The sequence below is a fragment of the Bifidobacterium scardovii JCM 12489 = DSM 13734 genome (assembly GCF_001042635.1).
GTDB classification, from domain to species: Bacteria; Actinomycetota; Actinomycetes; order Actinomycetales; family Bifidobacteriaceae; genus Bifidobacterium; species Bifidobacterium scardovii.
The window spans coordinates 1011603-1038089 of the sequence record NZ_AP012331.1 but is presented as its reverse complement, the minus strand read 5'-3'; the positions used below and the strand labels follow the sequence as shown (position 1 = coordinate 1038089).

The following is a 26487-nucleotide window of genomic DNA, read 5'->3' as shown; positions in this document are numbered from 1 at the left end:
ATGAGCAAGAAAAATCAGAAACTGATTACACCTGAAATATTCCGTCAGGCGATTATCGGCTCCTTTACAAAATTAAATCCCGTGTACATGACGAAAAATCCCGTCATGTTCGTGGTGGAAGTAGGATGTTTTATTACCCTGATTCTTTCCTTTTTCCCCGGGTTGTTTGGTGATGTAAGCGATGGCACCAATTTGAGAGTTTACAATATTATCGTCTGTGTAGTGCTATTCATCACCGTTTTGTTTGCAAACTTCGCTGAATCTGTTGCAGAAGGTCGCGGCAAAGCACAAGCAGCAAGCCTCAAAAAAACGCAGAAAGATACCAAAGCCCGTTTGCTCATGGAAGACGGGACAGAAAAGGTTGTTCTTTCCAGCGAACTGAAAAAAGGCGATGTTGTAATGGTTTCTGCCGGTGAAATTATCCCCGGCGACGGAGAGGTCATTGAAGGCATTGCTTCTGTGGATGAATCTGCCATTACGGGTGAATCTGCTCCCGTTGTTCGGGAATCCGGCGGTGACTTCTGCTCCGTTACCGGTGGTACTACGATTGTATCTGACTGGCTGAAAATCCGTATTACTTCCGATGCAGGTAACAGCTTTCTTGACCGTATGATTGCACTGGTAGAGGGTGCTTCTCGTAAGAAGACTCCGAATGAAATTGCGCTGAGCACTCTGTTGGTATCTCTGACCATTATCTTTATGATCGTCATTGTAACCCTGTATCCTATTGGTATTTATTCCGGTGTGCAGCTGCAAACCTCCACTCTAATCGCCTTGGCTGTCTGTCTGATTCCTACCACCATTGGCGGCCTGCTTTCTGCAATCGGTATTGCTGGCATGGATCGTGTTACCCGCTTTAATGTTATCGCTATGTCCGGTAAAGCTGTGGAGGCTTGCGGCGACGTAGATACCATGATTCTTGATAAAACTGGTACAATCACATATGGTAACCGTCTTGCTGCTGATTTCTTTCCGGTAGGCGGTGCAAACCGCAGTGATTTGATCCGCTGCGCAGCACTCACCAGCCTGCATGACGAAACCCCTGAAGGCAAATCTACCTTGGAGCTTGCCCGTCGTTTGGGCGATAACAGCGAAGAAATTTCCGGTTCGGAATTTATTGAATTTACCGCGCAGACTCGAATGAGCGGCGTCAATCTTCCGGATGGCACAAAGGTTCGTAAAGGCGCAGCAGAAGCGATTGAGCAGTATGTGAAATCTCCTGGAGGAGTAATTCCTGAAGATCTCCATGAACAGGTTGATAAGATTTCCAGCTTAGGCGGCACACCCCTTACTGTCTGTGAGGGTGATCGGATTTTAGGTGTCATTTATCTGAAAGATACTGTAAAGCCCGGTATGGTAGAGCGTTTTGAGCGGCTGCGCGCCATTGGCATCAAAACGATCATGTGCACCGGCGATAATCCGCTTACTGCTGCTACTATTGCAAAGGAAGCCGGTGTTGACGGATTCATTGCAGAATGCAAACCGGAGGACAAAATTGACGTAATTAAGAAAGAACAGTCTGAAGGAAAAATTGTAGCCATGACAGGCGATGGCACAAACGATGCCCCTGCATTGGCTCAAGCAAATGTCGGCTTGGCAATGAACAGCGGTACTACTGCCGCAAAAGAAGCTGCCAACATGGTCGATCTGGATTCCGATCCCACAAAGATTTTGGAAGTTGTGGAAATTGGTAAACAGCTTCTTATTACACGAGGAAGTCTTACCACATTCTCCATTGCAAACGATATTGCAAAATATTTCGCAATTATTCCTGCGATGTTTATGATGGCGATTCCTCAGCTTCAGGTTTTGAACATTATGCACCTGGCTACCCCTTACAGCGCCATTTTGTCCGCCTTAATCTTTAACGCTATTATCATTCCATGCCTGATTCCTCTGGCTATGAAAGGTGTTAAATATCGTCCGATGTCTTCTGGAAAGATGCTGGCAAGAAATATGCTGATTTATGGCTTAGGCGGCATGATTACTCCTTTTATCGGAATTAAAATTATTGATATGATCATTGCTCCTCTGCTTACTTTAATTGGTTTTGGGCTTTAAGAAAGGATGCTTGTGTTATGAAAGAATCAGTGAAAAACTTGCTGCACGGGACACGACAAGCAGTTACAGTTACAGTTGTTTTAATGCTAATTTGCGGACTTTTGTTTCCCTGCCTATTAACTGGATTATCCGCCTTGATTTTCCCGAATCAAGCGGGAGGAAATCTCATTACCGTAAATGGCCAAACAGTTGGCGCAAAATATGTAGGACAGGAATTTACAGAGGATTACTACATGTGGAGCCGTCCTTCTGCTTACCACTATAATGTCTATACCGAGGGTGAGAATGGAAAGCAGTATTATCGGGACGAAACAGAATTTCCGGGGCTCGGATCTGGATCCAATAACTATGCGCCCTCTAATCCTGCACTGACGGAACGTGTGGAAGCAGATATTGAATCATTTTTGGAGAAGAACCCCGAAGTAAAACGGGAAGATATTCCTACCGATTTGTTGACTGCTTCTGGTTCCGGTTTGGACCCACATATTTCTCCCGAATCAGCTGAAATTCAAATTCCCAGAATTGTGGAAGCATCTGGGCTGAGTGAAGACACTGTTCGAGATATTGTTAGAAACAATACGGATGGCAAGTTTCTTGGCATTTTCGGTGAAGAAACAGTCAATGTATTGATGGTCAATATTGAGATTGCTCAAAAGATGGACCTAATCTAACGGAAAGGAGAGGATTAATATGATGGAGATGCATTCCTTCTTGGATAACGTCCGAATTATTGCGCAAATTGGTTGAGGGCTTGGAATAGGGCATGGCCCGTGTCCTGTGTACGATTTTCTGTCGCCAAACAAAACAAATCGCGATTGGAAACGAGGGCACGAAGCCATGTCACAGCAGATTCTACAGGTCGACCAGGCCATGTTGGAGACCACCCTGGACCGGATGGTCCGCAAAAGCGTCGAGGAGACGTTGAACGCGATGCCCGACGCTTCAGGCCTACGAGATCACCGGCGCCGCCCGATACGAGCGCAGCGGGAAGCGGAAGGCGTACCGGGCCGGCCACTACGGGCGGGACCTGACCGTCAAGGCCGGCAAGATGAGCCTCAAAGTACCGAAACTGAAAGGGGCGGTGTTCGAGTCGGCGGTGATCGAACGCTACCGGCGCCGTGAGGAGAGCGCCCGGGGAGGCGCTGATCGACATGTACCTGGCCGGCGTGAGCACCCGGCAGGTCGATGATGTCGCCCAGTTGTTGTGGGGCGATCGCATGCCCTCGCAGACCCTGAGCGACAAGCTCAGGAAGGTGTACGCGGACATTGACGCATGGCGGGAGCGTCCGTTGGAACAGGAGTATGCGTACGTGTTCATGGACGGCGTGTGGCACAAGCGCTGCTGGGGAGGCAGCGTGGAGAACGTGAGCGTGCTGGTGGCCATCGGCGTCGGTGCCGACGGGCGGCGCGAGGTGCTTTCGGTGGCGGAGGGCATGAAGGAGGACGCGGAAAGCTGGCGCTCGTTCATCAAAGGCATGCTCGCACGAGGGTTGAGGGGCGTGCGATTGGTGACGGGAGACCGGTGTGCGGGGCTGGTCGCCGCCGTGGGCGAATTGCTGCCCGGGGCGCGTCATCAGCGGTGCATGGTGCACTTCGAGCGCAACATCCTTGCCAGGGTCAACCCCGGGAACAGGGATTGGGCCGCGGACGCCCTGAAGGCCGTGTTCTCCATGGAGACCCGCGGCAAGGCGCTGGAGAAGGCGGAATCCGTCGCCGAGGAGATGGATTCGAGGAAGCTCGGGGGAGGCCGCCGAATGCCTTCGTGAGGGCATCGGCGAGACCACGACCTACCTGCTCGACGGCTACCCCCGCGAGCATCGCCGCCGCATCCGCACGAACAACATGATCGAACGCCTCAACCGCGAGATCCGCCGGCGCACGCGCGTGGTCGGCAGCTTCCCCGACGGACGCAGCGCGCTCATGCTCATATGCGCGCGCATCCGCTACGTGACCTCCAACGAATGGTCGACACGACGCTACCTCGACATGTCAAGACTCGGTGAGAACGTACCAGCAGCGCACTGATCACCGCCACAGGAACGGGCGAAGACCAAAGTGCGCAAGAATCCGGGCACTACCCCTTTCCTTGGGGAAATTCCCTATATTCAACGTTCTACTGACCTCAAGCACGCGAAGTCAATATCCGATACCTTGCATTACATCGCGCCTGCGTCGCAATATCCAATAGTGTCGTCTCATGCCCAGCCATGCTCTACAGGCATGTGTCTCACGCAGCATCCGCAAACTGTGGTAGCGGTGTGGAGGAGAACTAGGGGTGGCTGCGGAATCCGCGCCGCATCAGGCTTTGCCACCCCCAGTTCGCATCCGCAGACAGCCACCGCCAGCGGGGCAGACCTACAACCGTGCGGCTGGCAGACGCACGGTGATGGTGGTGCCTTTGCCTTTGGCGCTGGCCACGTCGATGAAGCCGCGGCTCAGGTCCACGGCGCGCCTGACCATCGCCATGCCGAGGCCGTTGCCTTGAGAGGCATGCGAGGTGTCGCCCTGATAGAACTTGTCGAACATGTGGGCGGCTTCGTCCGGGGTCATGCCGCAGCCATCGTCGCTGATTTCTACCGACACCATGCTGCCCTGTGAGCGCTGAATCACGCTCACATGGCCGCCTCGCTCAGTGTATTTGAGCGCGTTGCCAAGAACATTGCTCCAGATGAGCGTGGTGATGCCGGGGTCGGCGTGCACCATCGCACGGTCTTCCAGATCGCAGTCCAGGTCGATGTTCTTTTCGGTGAACAGGTCATCAAGCGTGAGGATCTCTTCGGTCAGCTGGCGGGTCAAGTCGTAATCGACGGCTTGTGAAACGATGGTCTGGCTTTCAAGCTTGTTGAGCTTGAGGATATTGGTGACCAGCGCGTTGAGTCGTTCGGACGCGGCAGTGATGATCCGTACGCATTCCTCGCGCTGGTCCTTGTCCATGTCTATGTCGCGCATCATGGTCGCGTAATTCTTGATAACGGCTAGGGGATTGCGGATTTCGTGACTCACGTTGGAAACGAAATCGTTTTTCATGGTCTCGATGCCGCCCAGCTCCTCGACCATGGTGTTGAAGTCGGAGAACATCTGATCGGTCGAATTCCAGTCGCGGCTCCCCTCAATATGCTGAGGTGCCACGTACACGGAAAAATCGCCTTTGGCGACTCGGCTGGTGGCTTCGCCGAGCTTGCGCATCGGCCATTCCACACGATCGTAGATCTGCTTACCCGTCTCCCAGGCGAATAATACGGCCAGCAGCAGCCAGTACGCCAGAATGATGACGGCCTGCAGGTACGCCATATCATCGAAAATCGGGAACAGCCTCGGCAGCCAGACGATCAGGCTCATCTGCCCGGCCGCCGCCGCAATGAACACGATAAACGACCACAGCACGATCCAGCCGGATAACGGGCCGGAAATCATGCTGTATTTGGCTGGCTTGTCTGGCTGTTCTGTTTCGTTCATATCGATTCTCTTATTCTCATTAGCCCCTTCATCAGAGGGGGCTCAGCATGGAAAGTCACTGATTCGGGACGGCTTTGTAGCCCAAGCCACGCATGGTCAGAATGCTGAAGTAGGGGCAATCGGCGAATTTCTGACGCAGGCGGGTGATGTACACGTCGGTGACGCGCAGATTGTTGTCCGCGTCCTGCCCCCAGAATTCGTCCATGAGCTGGCCGCGTGAGAACACCTGGCGCGGGAAGCTCAGTAGTTTGTACAGTATATTGAACTCGCGCACGGTCAGTTCGACCGGATTGCCGTCCCATTGGGCCGACATCTCCCCTGCGTCAAGCACCAGTCCACCCACCTTGAGCAGGTGGCTTTCCTCAATGCCCGCACGGCGCAGAAGCGCCTCGACGCGCAACACCAGCTCGTCCAATTCGACCGGCTTGACCATATAATCATCCACACCGGTATGGAAACCATGCTTCTTCGAGGCCATATCGTCACGCGCGGTCACGAAGATGATCGGCAGATGCTCGTCCATTTGCCGCAATTTCGCCGCAAACTCGAACCCATCGAGACCGGGCATCATGATGTCCGAAATCACCAGATCGATGATTCGCCCATGCATCGCCGCGTACGCCTCGTTGGCCGACAGACACCCGTGCACCGTGTATCCCGCGTCGCGCAGGTACATGCACATGATGTCGTTGAGCTCCTTCTCGTCCTCCACGACCACGATGGTTGCCATAGCCATCCCCTTCTGCTCCTTCAAAAGTTCAATATATTTCAGGCTACTCCAGTGTCTTGCTCTCGCTGCCATCGGCGGTATTAGAGACACTATCGGTGTCGTCGCCGCGCATCAGCAGGGAGTTCGCACGCCGGCATACGTCGTAGTTCACATCATGCAGATGGTCGATTGCCGGCTCATTGCGCTCGGTCATGATCTTGCGTATCCGCTTGGCGAGAGGCCCTGCACCGAGCCAGCAGAGGAAGCCCGGGATCGCCAGCGCGACCATCAGGCCCATCAGTCCACCCAGATACGAGAACGTGGCCCCGCCGAGAAACACGCATCCGATCAGCCCGACGCACCAGCCGATAATCGATGATTTACGGGCAGGAGCCTTTCCCAAGGTCTCCAGCTCGCGCATATGCGAATCGAACTGGCGCTGCAGACGGGTCAGTTCGGTACGATTCAGCAGATTGCGGTCACGCTTGAAGTGCAGCTCACCGCCGCGCCGCGAACCGTCCGGCAGCCAGCCAAAATTCCGGTAGGCGTCGATCACCATCGACTCATGCGCGCCGTCCGCGCGCACGGATGTGTATTCATAGCCGACGAAGTCCGGGGTGATGCCCGCCATTTGCTGTTCCATATGGGGCTCCTGTTGTTCGCCGCCGTATGTGGTACCGCAGCGGTCGCACGATTCGTATATGCGCCCGAATCTAAAAGCAATCGTCAACGCAATATTGAGCCAGTATTAACGATTTATTAAAAGCCAATGGTTGCAACGTTTTTCACGGTTTTTCAGACAGTTTTTGAGCCCGACACACCGTTTAATATCCCATCAATATTTCGTTAGCAATCGGCCGGAAGACGACTCGTAGCTTGTACAGCGTCAACAACGACGGGGCACATCCCGCCAACAAGATTCCAACGCAGTTACGAGAAAGGTCGTCATCATGACGAAGAAGAATTTCGCCTCAATGATCCTGGGCACCATCGGCGGAGTACTGTTCGCCATCGGCATGTGCATGACCATGCTCCCGGAATGGAATGCCTTCAACCAAGGCGTCGGCATCGGAGCCGTGGGCGCCGTAGTGCTGCTCATCACGCTGCTGGTTCGCCGCAAGATGGAAGGCAAGCCCATGTTCGTGCCGCTAAGTTTCAAAACGGTTGGCATCACTCTGCTGGCCATCATCGGGGCTCTGGCGCTCGGTGTCGGCATGTGCATGACCATGATTTGGAACATGCTCGTCTTCGGCATCATCGTCGGACTGGTCGGCATCGTGCTGCTGCTCGCCCTCATTCCCCTATGCAAGGGACTTAAGGACTGAAACAGTCAAGCCACACCAACAAAGAAGTTCATCGTGGCCAAGTCGCCGCCAGGCAACAATCCGATAAATACGGCTAAGGCCCCTGACCGCGCTGTCAGGGGCCTTGCCATGTTCCGTGCCGAATCAGTGATTAAAAGCCATGACGCCGACGAGCTTGTGCGGCACGTACGGTTCCTCCAGATAGGCGATTTCCTCATCCGTGAGTTTGAGCGTCACGGCGGCGAGCGCGCTATCGACATGATGCGGCTTGGTCATGCCGACCACGGGCGCGGTGACCTTGGCTAGCAGCCAGGCGAGCGAGACGGCGGTCATCGAGGTCTCATGGCGCCGGGCGATTTCGGCCACGCGGTTGATGATCACATCGTCCTGGGCTTCGGTGGCGTCGTACTTGGAATGCGCCACCTGATCCTCGACCCGTCGCTTGGTGGCTTCGGCACCGGGCAGACGGGACAGTCGGCCGGCGGCGAGCGCGCTGTACGGGGTCATGGCGATGTTGTCTTCCCGGCACAGGCGGGCCAGTTCGCGCTCGTCTTCGCGGGCGATGAGGTTGTAATGGCTTTGGATGGACACAAACTTCGCCCAGCCGTTGGCTTCGGCGAGCGCGTTCATCTTGGCGAGCTGGTAGGCGTAGCAGTTCGAAATGCCGATGGCGCGCGCCTTGCCGGCCTTGACCGCCTCATTCATGCCTTCCATGACTTCGGCCATGTCGGTGTGGTAGTCCCACATGTGGCAGATGTAGAGGTCCACATAGTCGAGGCCGAGGTGCCTGAGGCTTGCGTCGAGATTCGCGGCCACGTGCCGCTGACCGGTCACGCCGGCTTCCCTTTCGGCATCCGTGCGCGGCAGAAACTTGGTGGTGATCTGGTATTCGTCACGATTGCCGGCAATCGAACGCAACGCTCGGCCCACGTATTCCTCGCTGGTGCCGTCCGCGTATCCGATGGCCGTGTCGTAGAATGTGATGCCATGCTCGAAGCCGTATGCGATGATCTCGCGCGATTGGTCGGCGTCGAGAATCCATGAATGGTGCCCCTTGGCCGCATCGCCGAATCCCATGCATCCCATGCAGATGCGGGACACGGTCACGTCGCTGTTGCCCAGCTTGGTGTATTCCATCAGCCGCTCCTTCGCCGCGTATCCGATATTGCGTGCCGGTCCGGTTCGTCGGTCTGCCTTCCGGCGCCGACGCCGCAGCACATCCCGCATCCATTACACGCCAAACGCGCTGCCATATCCAATAGGTTTGCCCAATGCCCAGCCATACCTTGTGCGTATGGGAGGATCCGCCACAACACATCAGCCGCAGTACCAATGCAGACGCCACTCTCGCCGTGCACCCGTTCACCGGAGAACCGATCATCACCCATTCCCTTGCTCGCCAGTGGCCACATCAGCCGCCGCCCACCCAAGCAGGACAGCCGGGTCATGATGGTCAGCCTCACCAATCGCGGTCGCAAAGCCGCCGATCTGCTTGGGGACAAACCCGATCGACCCTCCTCCATACTGGATTGCCTGAACGACGACGAGCCGCGCACCCAATACGGCTACCTGCAGCGCATCATCGAAGCCTCCTCCGACGGCATACCGATCACCACCGCCGAAAACGCCGGCAAACGGGAACCGCCTATCGCAACATCTCAGGCGCAGGCGCATGGCGGACGATCGCGCATAGGCCGCGAACGAATCGCACGGCGGCGCTCCAGCACCGCATCGCCACAGCCAGCTGCATGATCACACAGCCGCATACGCCCCTTGCCTACACTTTTGAGACGCCATGCGCGCAGCATTCTGCACGACATTTTGAACGGTATTTTGCACCAAAACCCTACTTTAAAATTCGGTATTTTGCACCAAAACCCCATTTCAAAATGCGGTATTTTGTACAAACAGGATGGAAAATGTTACTCTCGTAAGGGATTCGGAAAGGAACTGCCATGCTTGAGCGCAAAATCTCGAACGATCTGCTGGAATGGAAGCGCAGCGGCACCGGCAAAGCACTGCTGCTGACCGGCGCCCGCCAGATCGGCAAGAGCTACGCAGTACGCGAGTTCGCCAAACATGAATACGCCCATTACCTTGAAATCAACCTGTACGAGAACCGGCAGGCGGCCCGCGCGCTCGCATCGGCGAACGACGCGCAGGAGTTCATCAGCCGTCTGACCTTGTTCTCACCTTCAACGCTCGTCCCGGGCAATACATTGATTTTCATCGACGAGGTGCAGGAGGCCCCGGACGTGATGACCATGGTCAAGTTCCTGGTGGCCGACGGTCGTTTCGATTACGTGTTCTCCGGCTCCATGCTTGGCACCGAATTCAAAGGCGTACGATCCTATCCCGTTGGCTCGGTCATCGAAAAAACCATGCGTCCCATGGATTTCGAGGAATTCTGCTGGGCTATCGGCGTACGGAAGACGACACTTGAAAGCATCCGAGAGTCCTGCCGGTCGGTCACACCGATCGACCAGTATGTTCACGATGCGATGATGACGAACTTCCGCACCTATCTGGTGGTCGGCGGCATGCCGGAAGTCGTGCAACGTTTTCTGGACACCAAAGGTGATTTGGCGGCTGTGCGCGCGGTGCAGCACGAGCTGAACCGGCAATATCGACACGATATCTCGCAGTACGCGGGCAATCGTGCATTGCAGGTGCAGGAGATCTTCGATCAGCTCCCCACTCAGCTGACCGACGGCAACGGCAGATTCGCCGTCTCCTCCATCAGCCCCGGCGCCCGGTACGATCGCAATCAGAAGGATTTTCTCTGGCTTGTCGATGCGGGCGTGGCATTGAAAACTGACTGCGTCACCGAACCGAAATTGCCATTGAAACGCACGGCGCAATCGCCGAAGTTCAAACTGTATCAGTCTGATACCGGCATGCTCATGGCACGATACCCGCAGCCGACCGCTCAGGCCGCATACCTCGATGATTCATCCCCGAACCTGGGCGCCATCTACGAGAACGTAATCGCTCAGGAGCTGACGGCGCAAGGCATTCCGCTGTATTACTACATGGCGAAGAAACATGGCGAAGTTGATTTCATCGCAGATACGAATACCGATTCCGTAATGCCGTTCGAGGTCAAGTCGGGGCGAAGCTACCGCACGCACGCCGCCATTGATGCCGTACTGGCCAATGCCGAATATCGCGTCTCGCAGGGCGTGGTGCTGTCCCGCTCCAATATCGCGCAGGACGGCGGAACAACCTATCTCCCACTGTATGCCACGTACTGCTTGCGAGATGTCTGCGATCTGGCCTCGCCCTCGACCATCAGCACCATCGGCGACTTTTCGCTGACGGTGCACCCCGTGTAGACTTCGCATCGGCGCGTGCTTTTACCACTGCGCACGCAGGACGTTGAAGGCGTCATCGAGGCTCGCGCCAAGCCGGCGGGCCTCGTCGGCATAGGTTTTGGCCGCGCGCATCAACGGTTCGGGAATCGGCTTGATCCGTTTCACACGCGCCGCGCGGCCGGCACCGGTGTCGATGATGCCGCAGTCGGCGAGTTCGGCGTATGCCTTGGCCACGGTCCCCGGCGCGATGCGCAGATCGCCGGCAAGCTGGCGGACCGACGGCAGACGGTCGCCATCATGCAACGCGCCGACCCGAACCATGCCTTCGATCTGAGCGCGGATCTGCTCATACACCGGCGTCGGCGACGATTCGCGAATCACCAGCCGCAGCTCGTCGCCACCGTTCACGACCGACCCCCGAACGTTTCGAGCCGCTTCGGCGCCATCCACAGGCGAACCGCCGACATGACCGCCATGACCAGAAACGCCAACGCGGCGATGGCCAGCACATCGCCGACCACGATCTGCGCCCAGCCCAAGGTCGGGTACACGTCATCCGCATACGAAGCCGGCCACGTACCGCCATTGGTGCCGACCCGCACCACCGCAGAGCCGGCGACCAGCAGCACCGCCACGGCATAGGCCAGCATGGAGCCGACGGACAGGAACACCGTAAAGCGCGTCAACGCCACGCGCCACAGCCGATCGGCATGCGCATACCGTTCATCCGGCACACTGGGCGTGTGCGCGATCCGCCATAGCGCGCAGCATGTGAGCGCCAGCAGCAGCACGGTAACGGCGATCAGCGGCACCGAGTAATACGAGCCCGGATACGGACCCGCGCTGCCGGTCAGCTCACCGTCACGCCCATACGTCAGCGAGATGCTGCGCATCAGGCCAGAATCGTCCGGACTGGCCGTGGCCATGGTGAAGCACAGATACGCGATGAGCAGCACGGCGGCAAGAACCGGCTGGATCAGCACATACCGGCGCGCGTACGCCCACGGTTCGCGCGACCGCAGCGACGCCACGCGCACTCCCCCGCCGCCGATCCCCACGGACGATTCGGGGAACGGCAAGGCCAGCACCAGCATCACCGCCGACGCCGCAAGCCCGGGCGTTACGGACGCTATCCGATAGAGCGGGGATATCGCATCATTGACCGCCAGACCCACGACCAGCACCACGACGCCGGCGGCAACGGCCGCCAGCATGCGCCTGCGGGCCGCGCGCACCGGCCCCGCATTCAAGAACTCGCCCTGCGCCGGTGTGATCGCGGTCAACGACGGCTCCCGGTTCATATGCCGGAGCGCCCGCACCACCAGCGTCAGCACCGCGACGGTCAGCACAATCATCAGCAGCCATATCGCCATGGCCATCACTATCCACGATTGAGAAAACAGCATCCCCATACTCCCGTCACATACGGTCACGGCACGGCTTCCTGATGTTCGGCAGCAAACTGTGTCATATTTCTAATACAGTTTAAAGTGTATCAAAAGTATGACACAGTTTCAATGGGTGCGCGCCCGGCACGATCAAGTTCCCCGCATCACAGGCAGTGGGCCATATACAGCGGCAGCTTGATACGTTCTCCATCCACTTCAAGTTGGCGGGGATGCAGAACGTATTCCTTGCCCAATCGCTGGGCATATGTTTTACGGAATTTGTCGAGCGAAGATACGCCGTATCGTTTCGTGGATTTCACTTCAATTGGACTGATACGAGGTTTCATCGCGGCATTATCGTATTCCCGAACGATGAGGAAGTCTATCTCCATGGTCTTCGAGGCATCCGCCCTATCCGAGCGCGAGAAGAAATACAGCTTGCGCCCATTCGCTCGGAACTGCTGAGCGACCGCATTCTCCACCAACATTCCTTCGTTGAGCGAGAGTTTATCGAACAGAATATCCCGATACACATCATCCGGCGTTGTCTCTCGGTCGGCAAACGCCTGCGACACCAGTAAGCCGGTATCTGCCATATAGCATTTGAACGAATCGTTATCTTCGTACAATCCCAGCTCTACCAAAGGGTCAGTCGAATTACGGCACAGGTTCACCAAGCGGGCGTCTTCCAACCAGAAGAATGCCGAATCGTATTCGCGGGATCGAGCATCCTTGTTGACCGATGCCAGAGTGAATCGTTTCTCATGCTTGGACAGCTGCCCTGGAATCTGAGCGAAAATGCCCCTCACGCGGCCGGCATCGCCATTGGCGAACTTGCCGGTATCATCGCTGTACAGTTGCAGAATACCGCGCTTGATTGAATCCACCTCGCCAAAATCGCGATACTCGACATAATCGGCAACAGCCTGCGGCATGCCGCCCACCAACAAGTATTCACGCCATAGTCTCATTGCCCGCTTATGCAGCGCATCAGGCAATGGGATCAAACTCTCGAACGATTTGCGAATCGTTTCAACAAGCAGCTCCTCCCCCATGGCCCAGCAGAACTCCTCAAAATCGAGCGGCCCCATATCCATTTTCCGCTCCTCGGAGGGGATGACGATATTCGCCACGTTCCGCTTGATGGAGATCAGCGAACCAGTTTCCACATAGTCATACCGGCCATCCGCAACCAGATATTTGATGAGTTCCCTCGCCGCCGGATACCGCTGAACCTCATCGAAAATAATCAGCGATTCCCGCTTATACAGTCGCGTACGGTAATACGCAGACAGCAGCATGAAAAATGTGTCAAAGTCGTCACGCTGGTTTTCGAAGATGTCGCGAACGTCACGCGGCAAACGCGCGAAATCGACGAGAATATACGACTTGTACTGAGTGCGGCCGAATTCTTTGGCAATGGTGCTTTTGCCCACACGGCGAGCACCTTCAATGAGAAGCGCCTCACGCCCGCCCGCTTTTTGTTGCCATGCGATCAGCTTATCCAGCACTTTGCGCTTCAACATGAGCAATCACCTCATTACACGAAAACAACAGTATAGATATATGCCATTTTACACGAAAACAGAAGTATAGAAGTAGCTGATCATTCACGAAAACAGAAGTATAAAAACTGCCGATCCTACACGAAAACGCTGAATACAGCCGCCACGGTATAGATCAGCATCGAACATGCGAACGACGACCGCCACAGGCACAGCATGAGCAGGAACAGACTTGCCGCCTGCGCTCGCAGACGGAACAGGTCGCCGAGAAGCACGGCGGCGCTCGTGCCGGCAGCGGTCAGCCACGGCCGTGGCAACCAGCGAATGCTCCAACCAACGCTTATTCCATTTTGGAAACAGTTAAATGCTGATTGACCCTATAAAACACGTTTTCACAGAATGGTTTTTCCTTATCGTGGTAATCACAAACGGTACCAACAGAATACCGGACACCAAACATATTTAATGCACCACAGTAAGGACATTATCATGATGAGGAAAACAGCCGTCACTCTACTGGCCGCGGCATCATTGTTCGTCTTCGCCGGATGCGGAGAAACCTCCGGTGGATCATCGACCGGCAATGATTCCAGCTCGGGTAGCGCCTCGTCCGGTTCGGCGTCGCAGAATGCGACTACTGGCGAGACCGTTGCCGGCAGCGGCGACGGTAAGACGCTGGTCGCGTACTTCTCCCTGCCGGACAGCGAAACGGATGACAGCACCGTTACCGTGGATGGCGAGAATCTCGGCAACGTGCAGTACATGGCGATGACCATCGCCGATTCGACCGGCGCCGACCTGTTCCGCATCGAACCGGCAACCCCGTACACCACTGATCACGACGCGCTTACCGAAGTCGCATTGCAGGAGCAACGTGATAACGCCCGCCCCGAATTGGCCGCGAACGTCGAGAATTTCGACCAGTACGACACGGTGTTCCTCGGCTACCCGATCTGGTGGTCGGATATGCCGCAGATTCTCTACACGTTCATGGAATCCAATGATTTCGCCGGCAAGACTGTGATTCCGTTCAGTTCTCACGGCGGTTCCGGGCTGGCCGGCACGGTCGAATCAATCACACGCACGTTGCCGGATGCCACGGTGGTCGAAAACGCGCTGTCCATCTCCCGCAACGATATGGAGTCCACGCCGGATCGGGTGTCCGCCTGGCTCCAGGAACTCGGATACTGACGAATCATCCCTTAACACGCCACCACACAAGAAAGGAATATGTCACAGCCATGCATACACGCACATTGGGCAAGAATCTGGAGGTCTCGGCCATCGGCTTGGGCTGCATGGGATTCTCGCACGGCTACGGCGAGCCGACCGATGAGAAGGAAGCCATCAAGGCGATTCTCGAGGCCGTGAACATGGGTTACACGTTCTTCGACACAGCCGAAGTGTACGGACCATATGTCAACGAGGAACTGGTGGGCAAGGCGTTGCGCGAGGTGCGCGATCGTGTGGTCATTGCCACGAAGTTCGGCGTGCATCTGGAGCATGTGAGCACCGGCGCACCGATTCCGGACGCCCGCCCCGAGGTCATCCGCCAGTCGGTCGAGGGCTCGCTCAAGCGGCTCGGCACCGAACGCATCGATCTGTATTACCAGCATCGGCTTGACCCGCAGGTGCCGGTCGAGGATGTGGCCGGCGTGATGAGCGAGCTAATCGACGAAGGCAAAATCGCCCACTGGGGGATTTCCGAAGCTGACGAAAATGCGATTCGACGCGCGCATGCGGTCTGCCCGCTCACGGCCGCGGAGAACCGGTATTCGATGATGGCTCGTAAGTACGAGTCACTGTTCCCCGTATTGGAGGAGTTAGGCATCGGTTTTGTTGCCTTCTCCCCTATGGCCAACGGCTTCCTGACCGGTAAATATCTGGGTCAGGACCGGTTCACGCCGGGCACCGACTACCGCAGTGACATGCCGCAGTTCACACCTGAAGCCGTGCGACAGAACCGTGAGCTGCTGCGTCTGATCGCCGACATGGCCGACTCCAAGCATGCGACCAGCGCGCAAATCTCGCTCGCGTGGATGCTGTGCAGGAAGCCCTGGATCGTGCCGATTCCCGGTAGCCGCAAGATTGAGCGACTGCAGGAAAATGCACAGGCCGCGGATATCCAATTGTCCGCCGACGAGGTGCGTGGGCTGGACGCCGCGCTCGACTCGATTCCCATGTCCGCCGTGTTCGGCGGCCACCAAGCGAAGTAACTCTATTCCCACAATACAAGGAGCAATCATGGAATACATCACCCTGAACAATGGCATCAAGATGCCCGCCGCCGGCTTCGGCGTCTTCCAAATCAAGGATGCCGACGAGTGCGCCCGCGTGGTCTACGACGCAATCGCCTCCGGCTATCGCCTCATCGACACCGCCCAGTCCTACTACAACGAGGAAGCGGTAGGCCGGGGCATCGCCCGCGCCATCGATGAGGGCATCGTCAGCCGCGACGAACTGTTCATCACCACTAAGGTCTGGCTCAATGCCGCCGGATACGAGCCGGCCAAGGACTCACTGGCGGAATCGATGCGCAAGCTCGGTCTCGGCTATCTCGACCTCGTGCTCATCCACCAGCCGTACGGCGACTATTACGGCACGTATCGCGCGATGACCGAGCTGTATCAGGCCGGCCGTATTCGCGCGATCGGCGTGAGCAACTTCTACCCCGACCGTCTCGTCGACCTTGCCCTGCATGCGGACGTGGTGCCGGCCGTGGACCAGATCGAGGTCAACCCGTTCGACCAGAAGAACGAGTCCTTGAAGTGGGCCGCCAAATACGGCGTGCAGGTCGAGGCGTGGGCACCGTTCGCCGAGGGCCGGGGCGGTCTGTTCACCAATCCGGAGCTGACCGCAATTGGCGAGAACCACGGCAAGTCGGTAGGCCAAGTCGTGCTGCGTTGGCTCATCCAGCGCGGCATCGTGCCGATTTCCAAAACCACGCGCAAAGAACGTATGGCTGAAAACCTCAACCTGTTCGACTTCCAGCTCACCCCCGACGAAATGGCCGCCATCGCCAAGCTCGATACGGCAACCAGCCAGTTCTTCGACCATCGCACTCCCGAATCCGTCGAATACGTGGCCAAGCTCCACTAAACAGTATTTGCCGATTAACTCGAACCAGGAAGTTCAATGCACCACGCACATTGCGTATCTCACCGGATGGCCGTTGCCTGGCTGATCGCACTGTTCACAGTGCCTATGCCGTTCGTGGCGGTACTGGCTGTGTTCATCGCGCCAGTGTATCGGGAGATGATGATGACGCCAATCACGTTGGGCATCATCGCGTATGTGTGGATGTTGGAGTCCGTGTACCTGAGCTGCCGGCCACACTGGCTCGATAGACTCATCGGACTGCCACATATGTACGTCATGCACGGGACGCTCGGTATGATGGCGTTGTTGCTGGCCGCCTTGCACCGCGTCGATCTGCCCGCGTACGGGTTGCCGAAAACGCTGGGCGATATCGCATTCTGGCTAATGGTTGTTCTCGCGATTCTGGCACTGATGTTCATGGCCAGGCCAGTGGCGGACAGAGTGCCACCAATCGGTTGGCTCCGCCGCAAACTGGAGCATACGTTCCGCCATGAGTTCACGGTATGGCTGCATCGTATTCTACTGGTTGCGGTGATATGCGTGTGGGCGCATTTCCATCTCATCCGGTATATCGCACGCGTCCTGCCATTCACCGTGTTGGTCGACTGCGCAACCATAGCCGTACTGGGCTGCTATGCGTACCGCATGACGCGCGAGCAGTTCTGCGCGTGGCATGGCAAGGTTACGCAATGCCGTACCATAGCGCCGAATGTGGTCGAATTGTCGATCCGCATATCCGCCCCCCGAACCTCGACTTCATGGGAGGAGGGCGATTTTGCATTCATTCGTTTCCCCTCTATTCGCGGCATGCGTGAATACCATCCGTTCTCGATGGTCAATGCGCCGGACGGCACCGGCGTGATACGTTTCGCAATCCGCGCGGATGGCGATTTCACCCGACGCCTGCCATCCGCCGCCAGCCCCGGGACGACAGTCGACTTGCTGCCGCCGTTCGGTCGATACCGTCGTTTCCTTGACGAGCATGAGGCATCACGCCCCATCATCATTTACGCCGGCGGCATCGGCGTCACGCCACTGCTGCCCGTCATATTCCACTACGGCGCACGGAATCGCCGCCGTATCACCATGCTGTATTCCGCACGCACGCAATCCGGCCTTCTCTACCAGAATGAGCTCAGCACATGGCAGCAGGCTACCGGCAATACGTCGATGCTCAAGGCCGGTCAGTTCACGGCCGAAGAACTCCGGCACGCAATAACAACGGATGCTTTGTACCTCATCGCCGGACCCGCAGCTATGACCAGAGCCATCACCAAACTACTGCGCAAAGCGGGCGTCCCGGCCAACGACATCTGCTACGAGCCGTTCTCTTTCTGAGAGTCAGATCTTGGCGACCTTGGTCACGGCATCAAGCATGGCCTGTGTGGCGCCGGAAGGCTGCGGGCCGTGCATCAGACCAAAGGAGATATCGTAATCCCAATCGACTGGCAGCACCTTGAACAGCGGGTGCACTCCGTGCCAGTAGTCGATGGTCAGGATCGCCGCGTCACGCTGCTCGCACTGGTTGAACACATCGATACTGTAGAAATCGAAATCCACAATGGTGATGCCGTGATGGCGCGCTTCGAGATCGTCTCGCAAGGCGTCCACCGACCGGTTCCAACCGCGACGGATGATCATCAGCTCATAGCCGGTCAGGTCCGCCAACCGCAGACGCCGCTTGCCGGCCAGCGGATGATGCACAGATACCGCGCAACGTAGCGGCACGCTGTCCAGCGACAGAGCCTCGCAATGGCGGCTTGCAAGGAACGCCGGATCGTAGACGCCGGCCACCACATCGATGTTGCGGCCCAAGTTGCCGAGGATTTCACGCGCGTTCTGTGGCGTGTTCTCGAACGGCACCAGTTCGAATTTCAATTCCGGCTGCAACCGGTGGATAGCCGGCCACAGGTCGACGAGGAAACCGGCCGGGGTCATCGGCGAGGTGCCGATGCGCACCAGTTCGCCCGCATCCGCCAGCGATGCACGACGTGCACGTTCCAGCGAATCCTTCGCATAGCCGACCATATACCGCGCGTCCGCCAGCAGCGATTCACCTGCCTTGGTGAGTGTCAGGCCGCGTTTCGACCGGTCGAACAGCCGCAATCCCAAGTGCGTTTCCAACCCGTTGATTTGCTTGATCACCGCCGACGGCGTCACATACAGAGCCTTCGCCGCCTGGTTGAAACTGCCCAGCTCAGCCACCGCGACGAACGTCTCCAACTGCGGATTCAACATGACAGAAATGGTATCCCATGTTCGTCCAACCGAAACGTATCCGAATACGGGCGGGCGTGTCGTTCGCGAAGCCGGGTTGCCAGTACCTGGCATAGCGGCTCCGCTGACGCCTCTCTCAGCGAAGCCGACCTGCCAAATACTGGCAACCCGGCACCGCAATCGGCACATTGCCCGTCAACGAATATGGGTGAAGTTCGACGCCACGTTCAGTCAGGAATCGCGTCCCGGAATCACTCAGGATACCACCAGCAATGCCACGTCGGACGCTACCGCGCAGACATGCCTGGCATCCCGCACGAACACGCGCCAGACATTGTGCACCACGTTGCCTTTTCCTTATGCAGAATGCCCTGTTGCTGTGACGAGATAAGCGATTTAATAGACAATGCGAACAATAAAGCCTCCATTACCGCACGGCAATGAACAGTTTTGGCGAAACCGTTAATCGCTGGAAGCCACTGCGAGAATCCGCGACGCCCACAGCTCACGGCCTGAGCGGGCCGTAGAAGTAGCTGGCGGTTGCGCCGCCGTCGATAAGCACATCGGTCCCGGTGATGAATGCACCACGATCGCTCATCAGCAGTTCGGCCACGTTCGCCACCTCATCCGCCGTACCAGGGCGACCCGCCGGGCACTTGGCGAACATGTTCTTGTAGAAGTCGCCGCGCGGCCCGTTGAATTCATCGACGGCCAAGGATCTCAAAGACGTACCGGTCATCGTGCCGCAGGGCGTGCTGGCCCGGCGCGACCTGTCCGGCTGGTTCGGCCGCAACGTCAAGTCATTGAACATCGTCGGCACCATGAACCTCATGCATAACGCCAGCTGCTTTGTGCAAGAGGGCTATGGCTGCGCCATCGGACCAGCCGGACTGGTCAGCGACTCCCCCGATTCAGGGCTCACGTTCCGCCCGCTCGACCCGCCCATGAGCACGCAACTCGCCATTGCCTGGAAAAAGAACCAGCCACTGACACCGGCCGTCAACGCATTCCTCAATGCATTGCGCGAGGTCGTGCAATCCCGCATCGCCCCGGAAGCCTGATTCGGGATTTTCGACAAATGACGAATCCGTGTTCGCCCAGAACGAATCGGATGTTATGCGGGCGTGTCGTTTGCGAAATCGGCGCGCATCATTTAATATCTCGTTTCGAGATATATCGAAACGATACTCATACAGACTTATGACAGCAAGGAGATACACCATGAAGACGCTGGTTCTCGTGTTCCACCCGAATCTGAAGGGACAGTCGCGCGTCAACGCCGCGCTGGCCAAGGCCGCCGAGGAGCTGCCGAACGTGACCGTGCGCGACGAGTACGCGCTGTACCCGGATGGCAAGATCGACGTGAAGGCCGAGCAGAAGGCCGTCGAGGAAGCAGATCGCATTATTTTCCAGTTCCCGATCTTCTGGTTCTCCTCCCCCGCCCTGCTCAAGGAGTGGGAAGACAAGGTGCTTGAGCACGGATGGGCATACGGCTCCGAAGGCCACGCCTTTGAAGGCAAGGAATTTGGCGTCGCCGTGTCCACCGGTTCGCCGGAATCGGCATACCAGACCGGCACCCCCGGCCGCTACCCCATCGAGCAGCTGCTCATTCCGCTTGAGGGCACGGCCTATTACATCGGCGCGACCTGGCTCAAGCCGTTCGCCACGTACGACGCCTTCGGCATCACCGACGAAGCCCTCGCCCAGTCCGCCGCACAGTACAAGGCGCTGCTCGCCGAGTAGTCATGTTCAGCGAACGGTTCTCAATAAGCAACGTGTGAGCCTTCAGCTCGGCCAAACGAACAAGGGGATGCTCGGAACGTTGCAATTCCAGGCATCCCCTTGATGTCCGATTGTGCGGTTTTGCGCGAATGGCTCACACAATTCTTAGTGAGAACCGTTCTCTGCGTACCTGACCCTAGAACCGAATCAGCGCCTTGATCACCTTGCGCCGGTCCATGGCCTCATAGGCGTCCTGGATATGGTCGAGGTCGTACTCGCCGGTGAACACGCGGCCGGGGTTGATTTCGCCCTTGAGTACCGCGTCGAGCAGGCCGTCGTCAAGGCCATAGTGGCGCACCGGCGCCGGGCCGCCTTTGATGCCGACATTGGCGTAGAACGTGCCTTCGGCGCTGACCTCCACATCGTGCGGCAGCCCCACGCGGCCGATCACGCCGCCACGGCGGATCAGGCCGATCGCCGTGTCGAAGGACTGCTTGGAGCCCACGCATTCGAGCACCGCGTCGGCGCCGTAGCCGCCGGTCATCTCCAGCACTTTGTCGATGGCGGCTTGGCCGCGCTCGGGCACGATGTCGGTCGCGCCGAACTCGCGGGCGAGCGCCGCGCGATCCTCATGGCGGCTCATGGCGATGATGCGCGTGGCACCTCGCATCTTGGCGGCGATCACACCGCACAGGCCGACCGCGCCATCGCCCATGACCACGGCGGTGTCGCCGGGCTTGACCTCGGCGGACACGGCAGCATGGTAACCGGTGGACATCACATCGGAGATGGTCAGCAGCGAAGCGAGTGTCGCGTCATCGTAATCCTCAGGGCTTCCGGGCACCTTGACCACGGTGCCGTCGGCCTCGGGCACGCGCAGGTATTCGGCCTGGCATGCGGAGAAGTAGCCGCCGTGCGGGCACACGGATTCGAAACCGGCCTTGCACACGGGGCACCTGCCGCAGCTGTACGGGAAGGGCACGACCACGAAATCGCCCGGCTTGACGGACGTGACTTCGGGGCCGGCTTCCTCGACCACGCCGATCGACTCGTGGCCGGTCTGTCCGCCTGGTTCCTGAGAGGACAGACCGCGGAAGAACCACAGATCCGAACCGCACACGCAGGTGCGCACCACGCGGATGACGATGTCACCATCCGCTTCGAGCCGCGCCTTCGGCATCTCCTTGACGGCCATCTCGCCCGGCTTGACGAACACCGCGGCTTTCATCATGTCACTCATAGCATCTCCTTAGGCAGTGAGTCGCATTGTCTGTTTCACACACCACGCTAAGGACCTCAAGCGCTCGAAGTCAACCGCGCCCGGTGTCGTCCTGAGATTCTTAGCACGCGGCACAGCCCGTCAGCGTACCAGGAATCCGAGAACCGGTATGCTGCCCAAATTCTTAGCACGCAATACGGCGACTTGGCGCGCTAAGAATCTCAGGACGGCACCGGGCGGGAATCACGTGCAGTAGTATCTCGTAGGAGTCATCACAGGAAGGCAGGGCAATGGCATCAGACAGCGACAAGCGGAACGGGCTGGCCGTACTGGGCAAGTATGTGGGAGTCTCGGCCACGCAAACCATCGTCGAATATGCGACCTTCGCCATCCTGCACCTGATCGGCGTTCCCTCGCAGGCGTCCAACGGCATCGCCGTGGTGTGTTCGGCGACCTATAACTTCGTGATGAACCGCAATGTGACGTTCAAATCGTCCAGCAATTTCACCCGCTCCGTGGCGCTGTTCGTGCTGCTGTGGATCTGGAACTTCACGTTCAGCACGCTGCTGATCGGCTGGATGCCGGGCGCGACGGGAATAAGCCCCTACGTGGTGAAGTTCATCGCGATGGCCTGCCAGTTCGGCTGGGGCTATCCGCTGTGCAAATACGTGATTTTCAAGTGACCGTCGGGCTTCGAACAACTTACCGGCGGACGCGTATGGGGACCGGCACGGCGCCGGCACGCACAATCGAGCCCGACATGGCATGATTTTCGGCCGGATTGCCGCTCCGCAACCGCCGGCGCTCGTTTCTTAGGCACTTTCCTCGTTTCTTAGGCAGGCGTCCTGCCGGCCGCCATCCGCAAACGGGCTGAATGGCGGCCTCCGATAAACCGGTCTCGGCGAGCACCTGCCTAAGAAACGAGGAAAGTGCCTAAGAAATGAGCGTCACGGCATCGGTACCGGCTCCGGCGTCAGCCGAGCAGGGCGTCGCGGCGCGCGATCAGCGCGTCGATCGCCTCGGCGCCTTCGATGACGGTGAAGGTCAGCGACTTGCGCTCGGTACCCTGCGGCGCCAGTGTATGCAGATCGCCGCGCTCCTCGTGCCAGCCACGGCCGTGAACGCTGGAGTTCGAGGGTTCGAGACCGACCACGTAGTCGCCGGCACCCATCGACTTCCATTCCATGAAGTACGGGAAGAGGCTCCGGTCGAACTCGACGACCACGCCGAGCCCGAGCTTGCGGTTCACCACCGCGGCGAAGCTGCGGCCGTTCTCGTCGGCGACGAGATCGTGCAGGTACACGCTCTCCGGCCTGTTGGCCACCGGCGCGCCGATCTCGTTCCACGGCGTGGCGTCGGCGGCCGTGGTCTCGTCTCGCGGCGTGGCCTTGCGGCTGGGGATCACGACCTCGGCGCCGGCGTCGAGCAGCGGCCAGCCGAAGTTGCAGTGGTACATCCACATGAGCGGCTCGTCGCGGAAGGATTCGTTGGTCACCTCGTCCTCGACCGTGATCGACGGCTGGCCATACACGCTGGTGATCCTGCGGCGCAGCACCATGTTCTCGCCGAACAGCTCGGCCTCGCGCATCTCGCCGGAGACCTCGAGCACGTATTCGCCTTCGGCGTTCCAGTGCGCGTCGGAGCTCACATGCTCGGCGGGCGTGGTGCGGATGCGGCCGTGCATCGGATAGCTGCCAGCCGGGTACTTGCCGCCTTCCGGCGTGACGTACGGCGCGCAGATGTTCTCGAATCCGCAGGTGAAGAACAGCCCGCCCATGATGGAGCGCTGCGCCTCAAGCCCGTTGGTGTCGAACTGGTTGCGCCCGTTCAGCCCCGGCTTGGACAGGAAGGTGAGGTTCTCGCCGCGGTACTCGAACTGGCAGATGTCGAGGGCCCGGTCGGCCATGGACACGAAGCGCAGCGGGCCGTTCTTCACCTCGATGGCCTTGAGGCCGCGGGCGCGGCCCTCCTGGTACTCGATCGGGCGCGTGTAGGCGGCCTGCTGGAGGCTGCCCATATGGGCCAGCATGTCGGCACGCGCGCCGCCCACACCGGTTTCGTTGGTTTCATTGGTTTCGTTGACGCTCATTGGTTCATTCTCCTTGCGATTATCGGTCCGGCGATCCGGTCCGGCGCCGGGCCTCCGACGCCGGGCCTCCGACGCTGATCGTCGGCGGCCCGTGCTCCGTGGGCGGCGGCTGTCGCACCGCAACCCTGCTGTATATCACTCTACGCCATACTGCAAGCGCTTTCCGTAGTAGTCGGCGGTTCATCGCCCTTCGATGCCGCCCGACACCGTCATGCCCGCATGTCCTCCAGCGCCACGCCCTTGGTCTCGCGCATGCATTTGAGCGCGAAGAAGAACGAGACGAAGGCGAAGAAGGCGAACAGGCCGTAGACCAGCCCCACGTTGATGCCGAGCAGCACCGGGAAGGAGACGGTCACCACGAAGTTGGACAGCCATTGGGCGGCGGTGCCGACCGCCATGCCCGCGCCGCGCATCGTGTTCGGGAACATCTCGGAGAGCATCACCCACGAGGTGGTGCCCCAGGTCACGCCGAACGCGACGACGAACAGATTGGCGCACACCAGCGCCAGAGGCCCGGCGACCGGCCCCAGCACGGGAGAGCCGCCGATCATCGGAGCGGTGCCGAAGAGCACCGCGAGCCCGCCCTGAGCCACGACCATGCCGACGGATCCGGCGAGCAGCATGGGCTTGCGGCCCACACGGTCGATGATCGTCATGCCGATGACGGTGGCCGCGATGTTGATCAGCGAGGTGATGGCGGTGATGGTGAAGGAGTCCTTTTCGCTGAAGCCCACGGCGCTCCACAGCGAGTTCGAATAGTAGAAAATGACGTTGATGCCGGTGAACTGGTTGAGAATCATGAAACCGATGGCGGCCAGGACCACTGGCTTCAGGCGCCCGTTCGAGCCGATGAGATCGCGGAACGAGGGCTTGCGGCCGGCGCCGAGGGACGCGCGGATCGCCGCGAGCTGGCCGTCCACGTCGATTTCGGCGTCGTCGATCTTCGCCAACACCCCGGCCGCCAGCAAGCCCGGCAGCGGCACCAAGCCGAGCCAGCAGCCGATGACCAGCCTGTTCGAGCAGTCGTTGCTGCTGGTCGGCGACGCCATCGCCATGTCCATGGTGCGCAAACGCGATATCGACCTCGATTCCCTGTGGGAGTACCAAGCGAATCTGGAGTAGAAAAGCCGTATTATCGGGCGAGTCCATCGGGCAACAGCATTCGCATGGCGAACGGTGCCGTCTTGCCAGTCTTCGGCAAGACGGCACCGCCGGCAAGAATCACGGTTGTTTTACCGCGTTCGAGCCATCGGGCTATAGCGCCCCATTCGCGCCTTACGCTTCCGCGGCGGCCGCGTCCGCGGCATCGTCCTTCAGGGCGCGCAGCAACGCCTTGTTGCGGGCTTCGATGATGCGCTTGCCGTCCTCGCCCTGCCACGAGAAGAAGCCGCGGCCGGTCTTGGCGCCGAGGTCGCCGGCCTTGACCTTCTCGGCGAGCAACGGGCTCGGGCCGGTGCCGTTGTCCATGTCGTCGAACAGATAGGTGCTGATGTTGTAGAACACGTCGAGCCCGCCGAGATCGATGCTGGCGATCGGGCCGACCAGGTTCCAGCGCCGGCCGAGGCTGTACTTCATCACGTTGTCCACGGTGGCCGCGTCGGCGATCCCCTCCTGAATGATGTGGAATTCCTCGCGCAGCACCGCCATCTGCAGCCGGTTGCCGATGAACCCCAGCGATTCCCTGTTGAGCTTCGCCGGCTTCTTGCCGATCCTGGTCATCAGGTCGAAGGTGAGATCCGCCACATGCGGGTCGGTCCTCTCCCCCGGCACCACCTCGACCAGCGGCATCAGCTGCGCCGGATTCCAGAAATGCGCGACGACGAAGCGTTCCGGATGCGCCAGCACCGACTGGATCTCAGTGGGGCTCAGGCCGGAGGTGTTCGTGGCCAGGATCGCATCGGCCGGAGCGGCCTGTTCGATCTCGGTCCATATGGTTTTCTTGAGTTCCAGGTTCTCGGCCACCGCCTCGATGACGAAATCGGCGCCGGACACGCCGCCGGCGTAGTCGGTGTACCGAGTGATGCGCGCCAGCACGTCGTCCACCGACTCGCCTTCGCGCAGCAATCCGGCGTCGGCGAGTTCGGCGGCATCAGCCCGGATCGCCGCCATCGCCCGATCCAGCGATCCCTCGCTGCGCCCCACCAGATGCACCGGATACCCGGCCACCGCGAACTGCAGCGCGATCGCATGCCCCATGGTTCCCGTGCCGATGTTGGCAATCGTCCTGATATCATCCACCGATTCGATCATGAAGATCCGTCCTTCTTGCCGGCGTGTCGCCCGGCGCGGCGCCACGAGCGATCCCATATCGCCACGCGCGCGCATGCGGGCCATGCCCGCTCGCCGTGAGGGGCATGTACCAAACATTGTACGTTGCGCACGTCACCGATCGGCGAATGACACC

26 protein-coding genes and 1 pseudogene are annotated in these 26487 nt (G+C 58.8%); 13 read left to right on the top strand and 14 right to left on the bottom strand.

Translation table 11 applies throughout. From position 1 onward, the window contains the following. From kdpB to BBSC_RS13215, 3 genes and pseudogenes are all read left to right on the top strand, one after another. Complete coding sequence (kdpB, locus tag BBSC_RS04285; protein ID WP_033519070.1) at positions 1-2061, top strand: potassium-transporting ATPase subunit KdpB; 2061 nt, start codon at positions 1-3, stop codon at positions 2059-2061. 17 nt (positions 2062-2078) lie between these two features. Then, the gene (gene kdpC, locus BBSC_RS13220) at positions 2079-2732 is read left to right on the top strand and encodes a potassium-transporting ATPase subunit KdpC (RefSeq protein ID WP_081893034.1); all 654 of its coding nucleotides are present in this window, start codon (positions 2079-2081) and stop codon (positions 2730-2732) included. Between the two features lie 166 nt (positions 2733-2898). Beyond that, positions 2899-4086 (top strand): annotated as a pseudogene (locus tag BBSC_RS13215) (IS256 family transposase). Positions 4087-4416: 330 nt separating this feature from the next. Here BBSC_RS13215 and BBSC_RS04270 read toward each other — a convergent pair. Genes BBSC_RS04270 through BBSC_RS14185 form a run of 3 tightly spaced genes read right to left on the bottom strand, consistent with a single transcriptional unit; the run spans position 4417 to position 6857 of the window. Continuing rightward, positions 4417-5517: a HAMP domain-containing sensor histidine kinase gene (locus BBSC_RS04270; RefSeq protein ID WP_231649021.1), complete on the bottom strand. Its 1101-nt coding sequence runs from the start codon at positions 5515-5517 to the stop codon at positions 4417-4419. A 55-nt stretch (positions 5518-5572) separates the two neighbouring features. Further along, the gene (locus tag BBSC_RS04265; RefSeq protein ID WP_197074438.1) at positions 5573-6253 is read right to left on the bottom strand and encodes a response regulator transcription factor; all 681 of its coding nucleotides are present in this window, start codon (positions 6251-6253) and stop codon (positions 5573-5575) included. A gap of 37 nt (positions 6254-6290) precedes the next feature. Next, complete coding sequence (locus BBSC_RS14185; RefSeq protein WP_231649022.1) at positions 6291-6857, bottom strand: hypothetical protein; 567 nt, start codon at positions 6855-6857, stop codon at positions 6291-6293. Between the two features lie 319 nt (positions 6858-7176). Between BBSC_RS14185 and BBSC_RS04255 the strand changes: the two genes are divergently transcribed. Beyond that, entirely contained in the window at positions 7177-7551 is a 375-nt protein-coding gene (locus BBSC_RS04255; protein WP_033518601.1) for a hypothetical protein, read from the top strand. A 123-nt stretch (positions 7552-7674) separates the two neighbouring features. On the opposite strand, the gene BBSC_RS04250 is transcribed toward BBSC_RS04255, so the two are convergent. After that, on the bottom strand, positions 7675-8667 hold the full coding sequence (locus BBSC_RS04250; protein ID WP_033518600.1) for an aldo/keto reductase: 993 nt from the start codon (positions 8665-8667) through the stop codon (positions 7675-7677). A 309-nt stretch (positions 8668-8976) separates the two neighbouring features. Here BBSC_RS04250 and BBSC_RS14180 point away from each other — a divergent pair, with 309 nt between their 5' ends. After that, a complete protein-coding gene (locus tag BBSC_RS14180; RefSeq protein ID WP_231649023.1) occupies positions 8977-9282 on the top strand; it encodes a hypothetical protein in 306 nt (101 codons plus the stop codon). 203 nt (positions 9283-9485) lie between these two features. After that, complete coding sequence (locus tag BBSC_RS04240; RefSeq protein WP_033518596.1) at positions 9486-10865, top strand: ATP-binding protein; 1380 nt, start codon at positions 9486-9488, stop codon at positions 10863-10865. A 21-nt stretch (positions 10866-10886) separates the two neighbouring features. Here the strand turns inward: BBSC_RS04240 and BBSC_RS04235 are convergent, their stop codons facing one another. The 4 genes from BBSC_RS04235 to BBSC_RS04220 all read right to left on the bottom strand — a co-directional run bounded on the left by BBSC_RS04235 (position 10887) and on the right by BBSC_RS04220 (position 14054). Continuing rightward, entirely contained in the window at positions 10887-11252 is a 366-nt protein-coding gene (locus BBSC_RS04235; protein WP_197074439.1) for a GntR family transcriptional regulator, read from the bottom strand. Next, positions 11249-12223, bottom strand: a complete 975-nt coding sequence (locus tag BBSC_RS04230) for a hypothetical protein (protein ID WP_033518595.1) — start codon at positions 12221-12223, stop codon at positions 11249-11251. The genes BBSC_RS04235 and BBSC_RS04230 overlap by 4 nt, the downstream gene beginning before the upstream one ends. Positions 12224-12396: 173 nt before the next feature. Then, entirely contained in the window at positions 12397-13758 is a 1362-nt protein-coding gene (locus BBSC_RS04225; protein WP_033518594.1) for an ATP-binding protein, read from the bottom strand. A 116-nt stretch (positions 13759-13874) separates the two neighbouring features. Further along, positions 13875-14054, bottom strand: coding sequence for a hypothetical protein (locus BBSC_RS04220; RefSeq protein WP_033518592.1), 180 nt, complete (start codon positions 14052-14054; stop codon positions 13875-13877). Between the two features lie 172 nt (positions 14055-14226). Here BBSC_RS04220 and BBSC_RS04215 point away from each other — a divergent pair, with 172 nt between their 5' ends. From BBSC_RS04215 to BBSC_RS04200, 4 genes are all read left to right on the top strand, one after another. Further along, a complete protein-coding gene (locus BBSC_RS04215) occupies positions 14227-14928 on the top strand; it encodes a flavodoxin (RefSeq protein ID WP_197074440.1) in 702 nt (233 codons plus the stop codon). A 65-nt stretch (positions 14929-14993) separates the two neighbouring features. Beyond that, on the top strand, positions 14994-15953 hold the full coding sequence (locus BBSC_RS04210; protein ID WP_231649025.1) for an aldo/keto reductase: 960 nt from the start codon (positions 14994-14996) through the stop codon (positions 15951-15953). 28 nt (positions 15954-15981) lie between these two features. After that, positions 15982-16836: an aldo/keto reductase gene (locus BBSC_RS04205; protein ID WP_033518588.1), complete on the top strand. Its 855-nt coding sequence runs from the start codon at positions 15982-15984 to the stop codon at positions 16834-16836. 36 nt (positions 16837-16872) lie between these two features. Further along, entirely contained in the window at positions 16873-18174 is a 1302-nt protein-coding gene (locus BBSC_RS04200) for an FAD-binding oxidoreductase (RefSeq protein WP_046726076.1), read from the top strand. 3 nt (positions 18175-18177) lie between these two features. Here BBSC_RS04200 and BBSC_RS04195 read toward each other — a convergent pair whose 3' ends face one another. Both BBSC_RS04195 and BBSC_RS04190 read right to left on the bottom strand, forming a co-directional pair. After that, positions 18178-19074, bottom strand: coding sequence for a LysR family transcriptional regulator (locus BBSC_RS04195; RefSeq protein WP_033518586.1), 897 nt, complete (start codon positions 19072-19074; stop codon positions 18178-18180). A gap of 484 nt (positions 19075-19558) precedes the next feature. Next, positions 19559-19768: an SDR family oxidoreductase gene (locus BBSC_RS04190; protein WP_033518584.1), complete on the bottom strand. Its 210-nt coding sequence runs from the start codon at positions 19766-19768 to the stop codon at positions 19559-19561. Positions 19769-19793: 25 nt separating this feature from the next. On the opposite strand from BBSC_RS04190, the gene BBSC_RS04185 reads away from it, so the two are divergent. Next, positions 19794-20114, top strand: a complete 321-nt coding sequence (locus BBSC_RS04185) for a substrate-binding domain-containing protein (RefSeq protein WP_231649026.1) — start codon at positions 19794-19796, stop codon at positions 20112-20114. 160 nt (positions 20115-20274) lie between these two features. Continuing rightward, on the top strand, positions 20275-20796 hold the full coding sequence (locus BBSC_RS04180; protein ID WP_033518583.1) for an NAD(P)H-dependent oxidoreductase: 522 nt from the start codon (positions 20275-20277) through the stop codon (positions 20794-20796). A 175-nt stretch (positions 20797-20971) separates the two neighbouring features. Here the strand turns inward: BBSC_RS04180 and BBSC_RS04175 are convergent, their stop codons facing one another. After that, entirely contained in the window at positions 20972-22015 is a 1044-nt protein-coding gene (locus tag BBSC_RS04175; RefSeq protein WP_033518581.1) for a zinc-dependent alcohol dehydrogenase family protein, read from the bottom strand. Between the two features lie 269 nt (positions 22016-22284). Here BBSC_RS04175 and BBSC_RS04170 point away from each other — a divergent pair, with 269 nt between their 5' ends. Continuing rightward, a complete protein-coding gene (locus BBSC_RS04170; RefSeq protein WP_033518579.1) occupies positions 22285-22677 on the top strand; it encodes a GtrA family protein in 393 nt (130 codons plus the stop codon). Positions 22678-22967: 290 nt separating this feature from the next. On the opposite strand, the gene BBSC_RS04165 is transcribed toward BBSC_RS04170, so the two are convergent. The 3 genes from BBSC_RS04165 to BBSC_RS04150 all read right to left on the bottom strand — a co-directional run bounded on the left by BBSC_RS04165 (position 22968) and on the right by BBSC_RS04150 (position 26333). After that, on the bottom strand, positions 22968-24083 hold the full coding sequence (locus tag BBSC_RS04165; RefSeq protein ID WP_046726077.1) for an aldose 1-epimerase family protein: 1116 nt from the start codon (positions 24081-24083) through the stop codon (positions 22968-22970). Between the two features lie 209 nt (positions 24084-24292). Then, positions 24293-25132 (bottom strand): MFS transporter, encoded by an 840-nt coding sequence (locus tag BBSC_RS04160; RefSeq protein ID WP_231649028.1) that lies wholly within the window; start codon positions 25130-25132, stop codon positions 24293-24295. A gap of 226 nt (positions 25133-25358) precedes the next feature. Further along, positions 25359-26333 carry a 3-hydroxyacyl-CoA dehydrogenase family protein gene (locus tag BBSC_RS04150; RefSeq protein WP_033518577.1) on the bottom strand — a complete coding sequence of 325 codons (975 nt, stop codon included), beginning with the start codon at positions 26331-26333 and terminating at the stop codon, positions 25359-25361. Between the last annotated feature and the right edge of the window lie 154 nt (positions 26334-26487).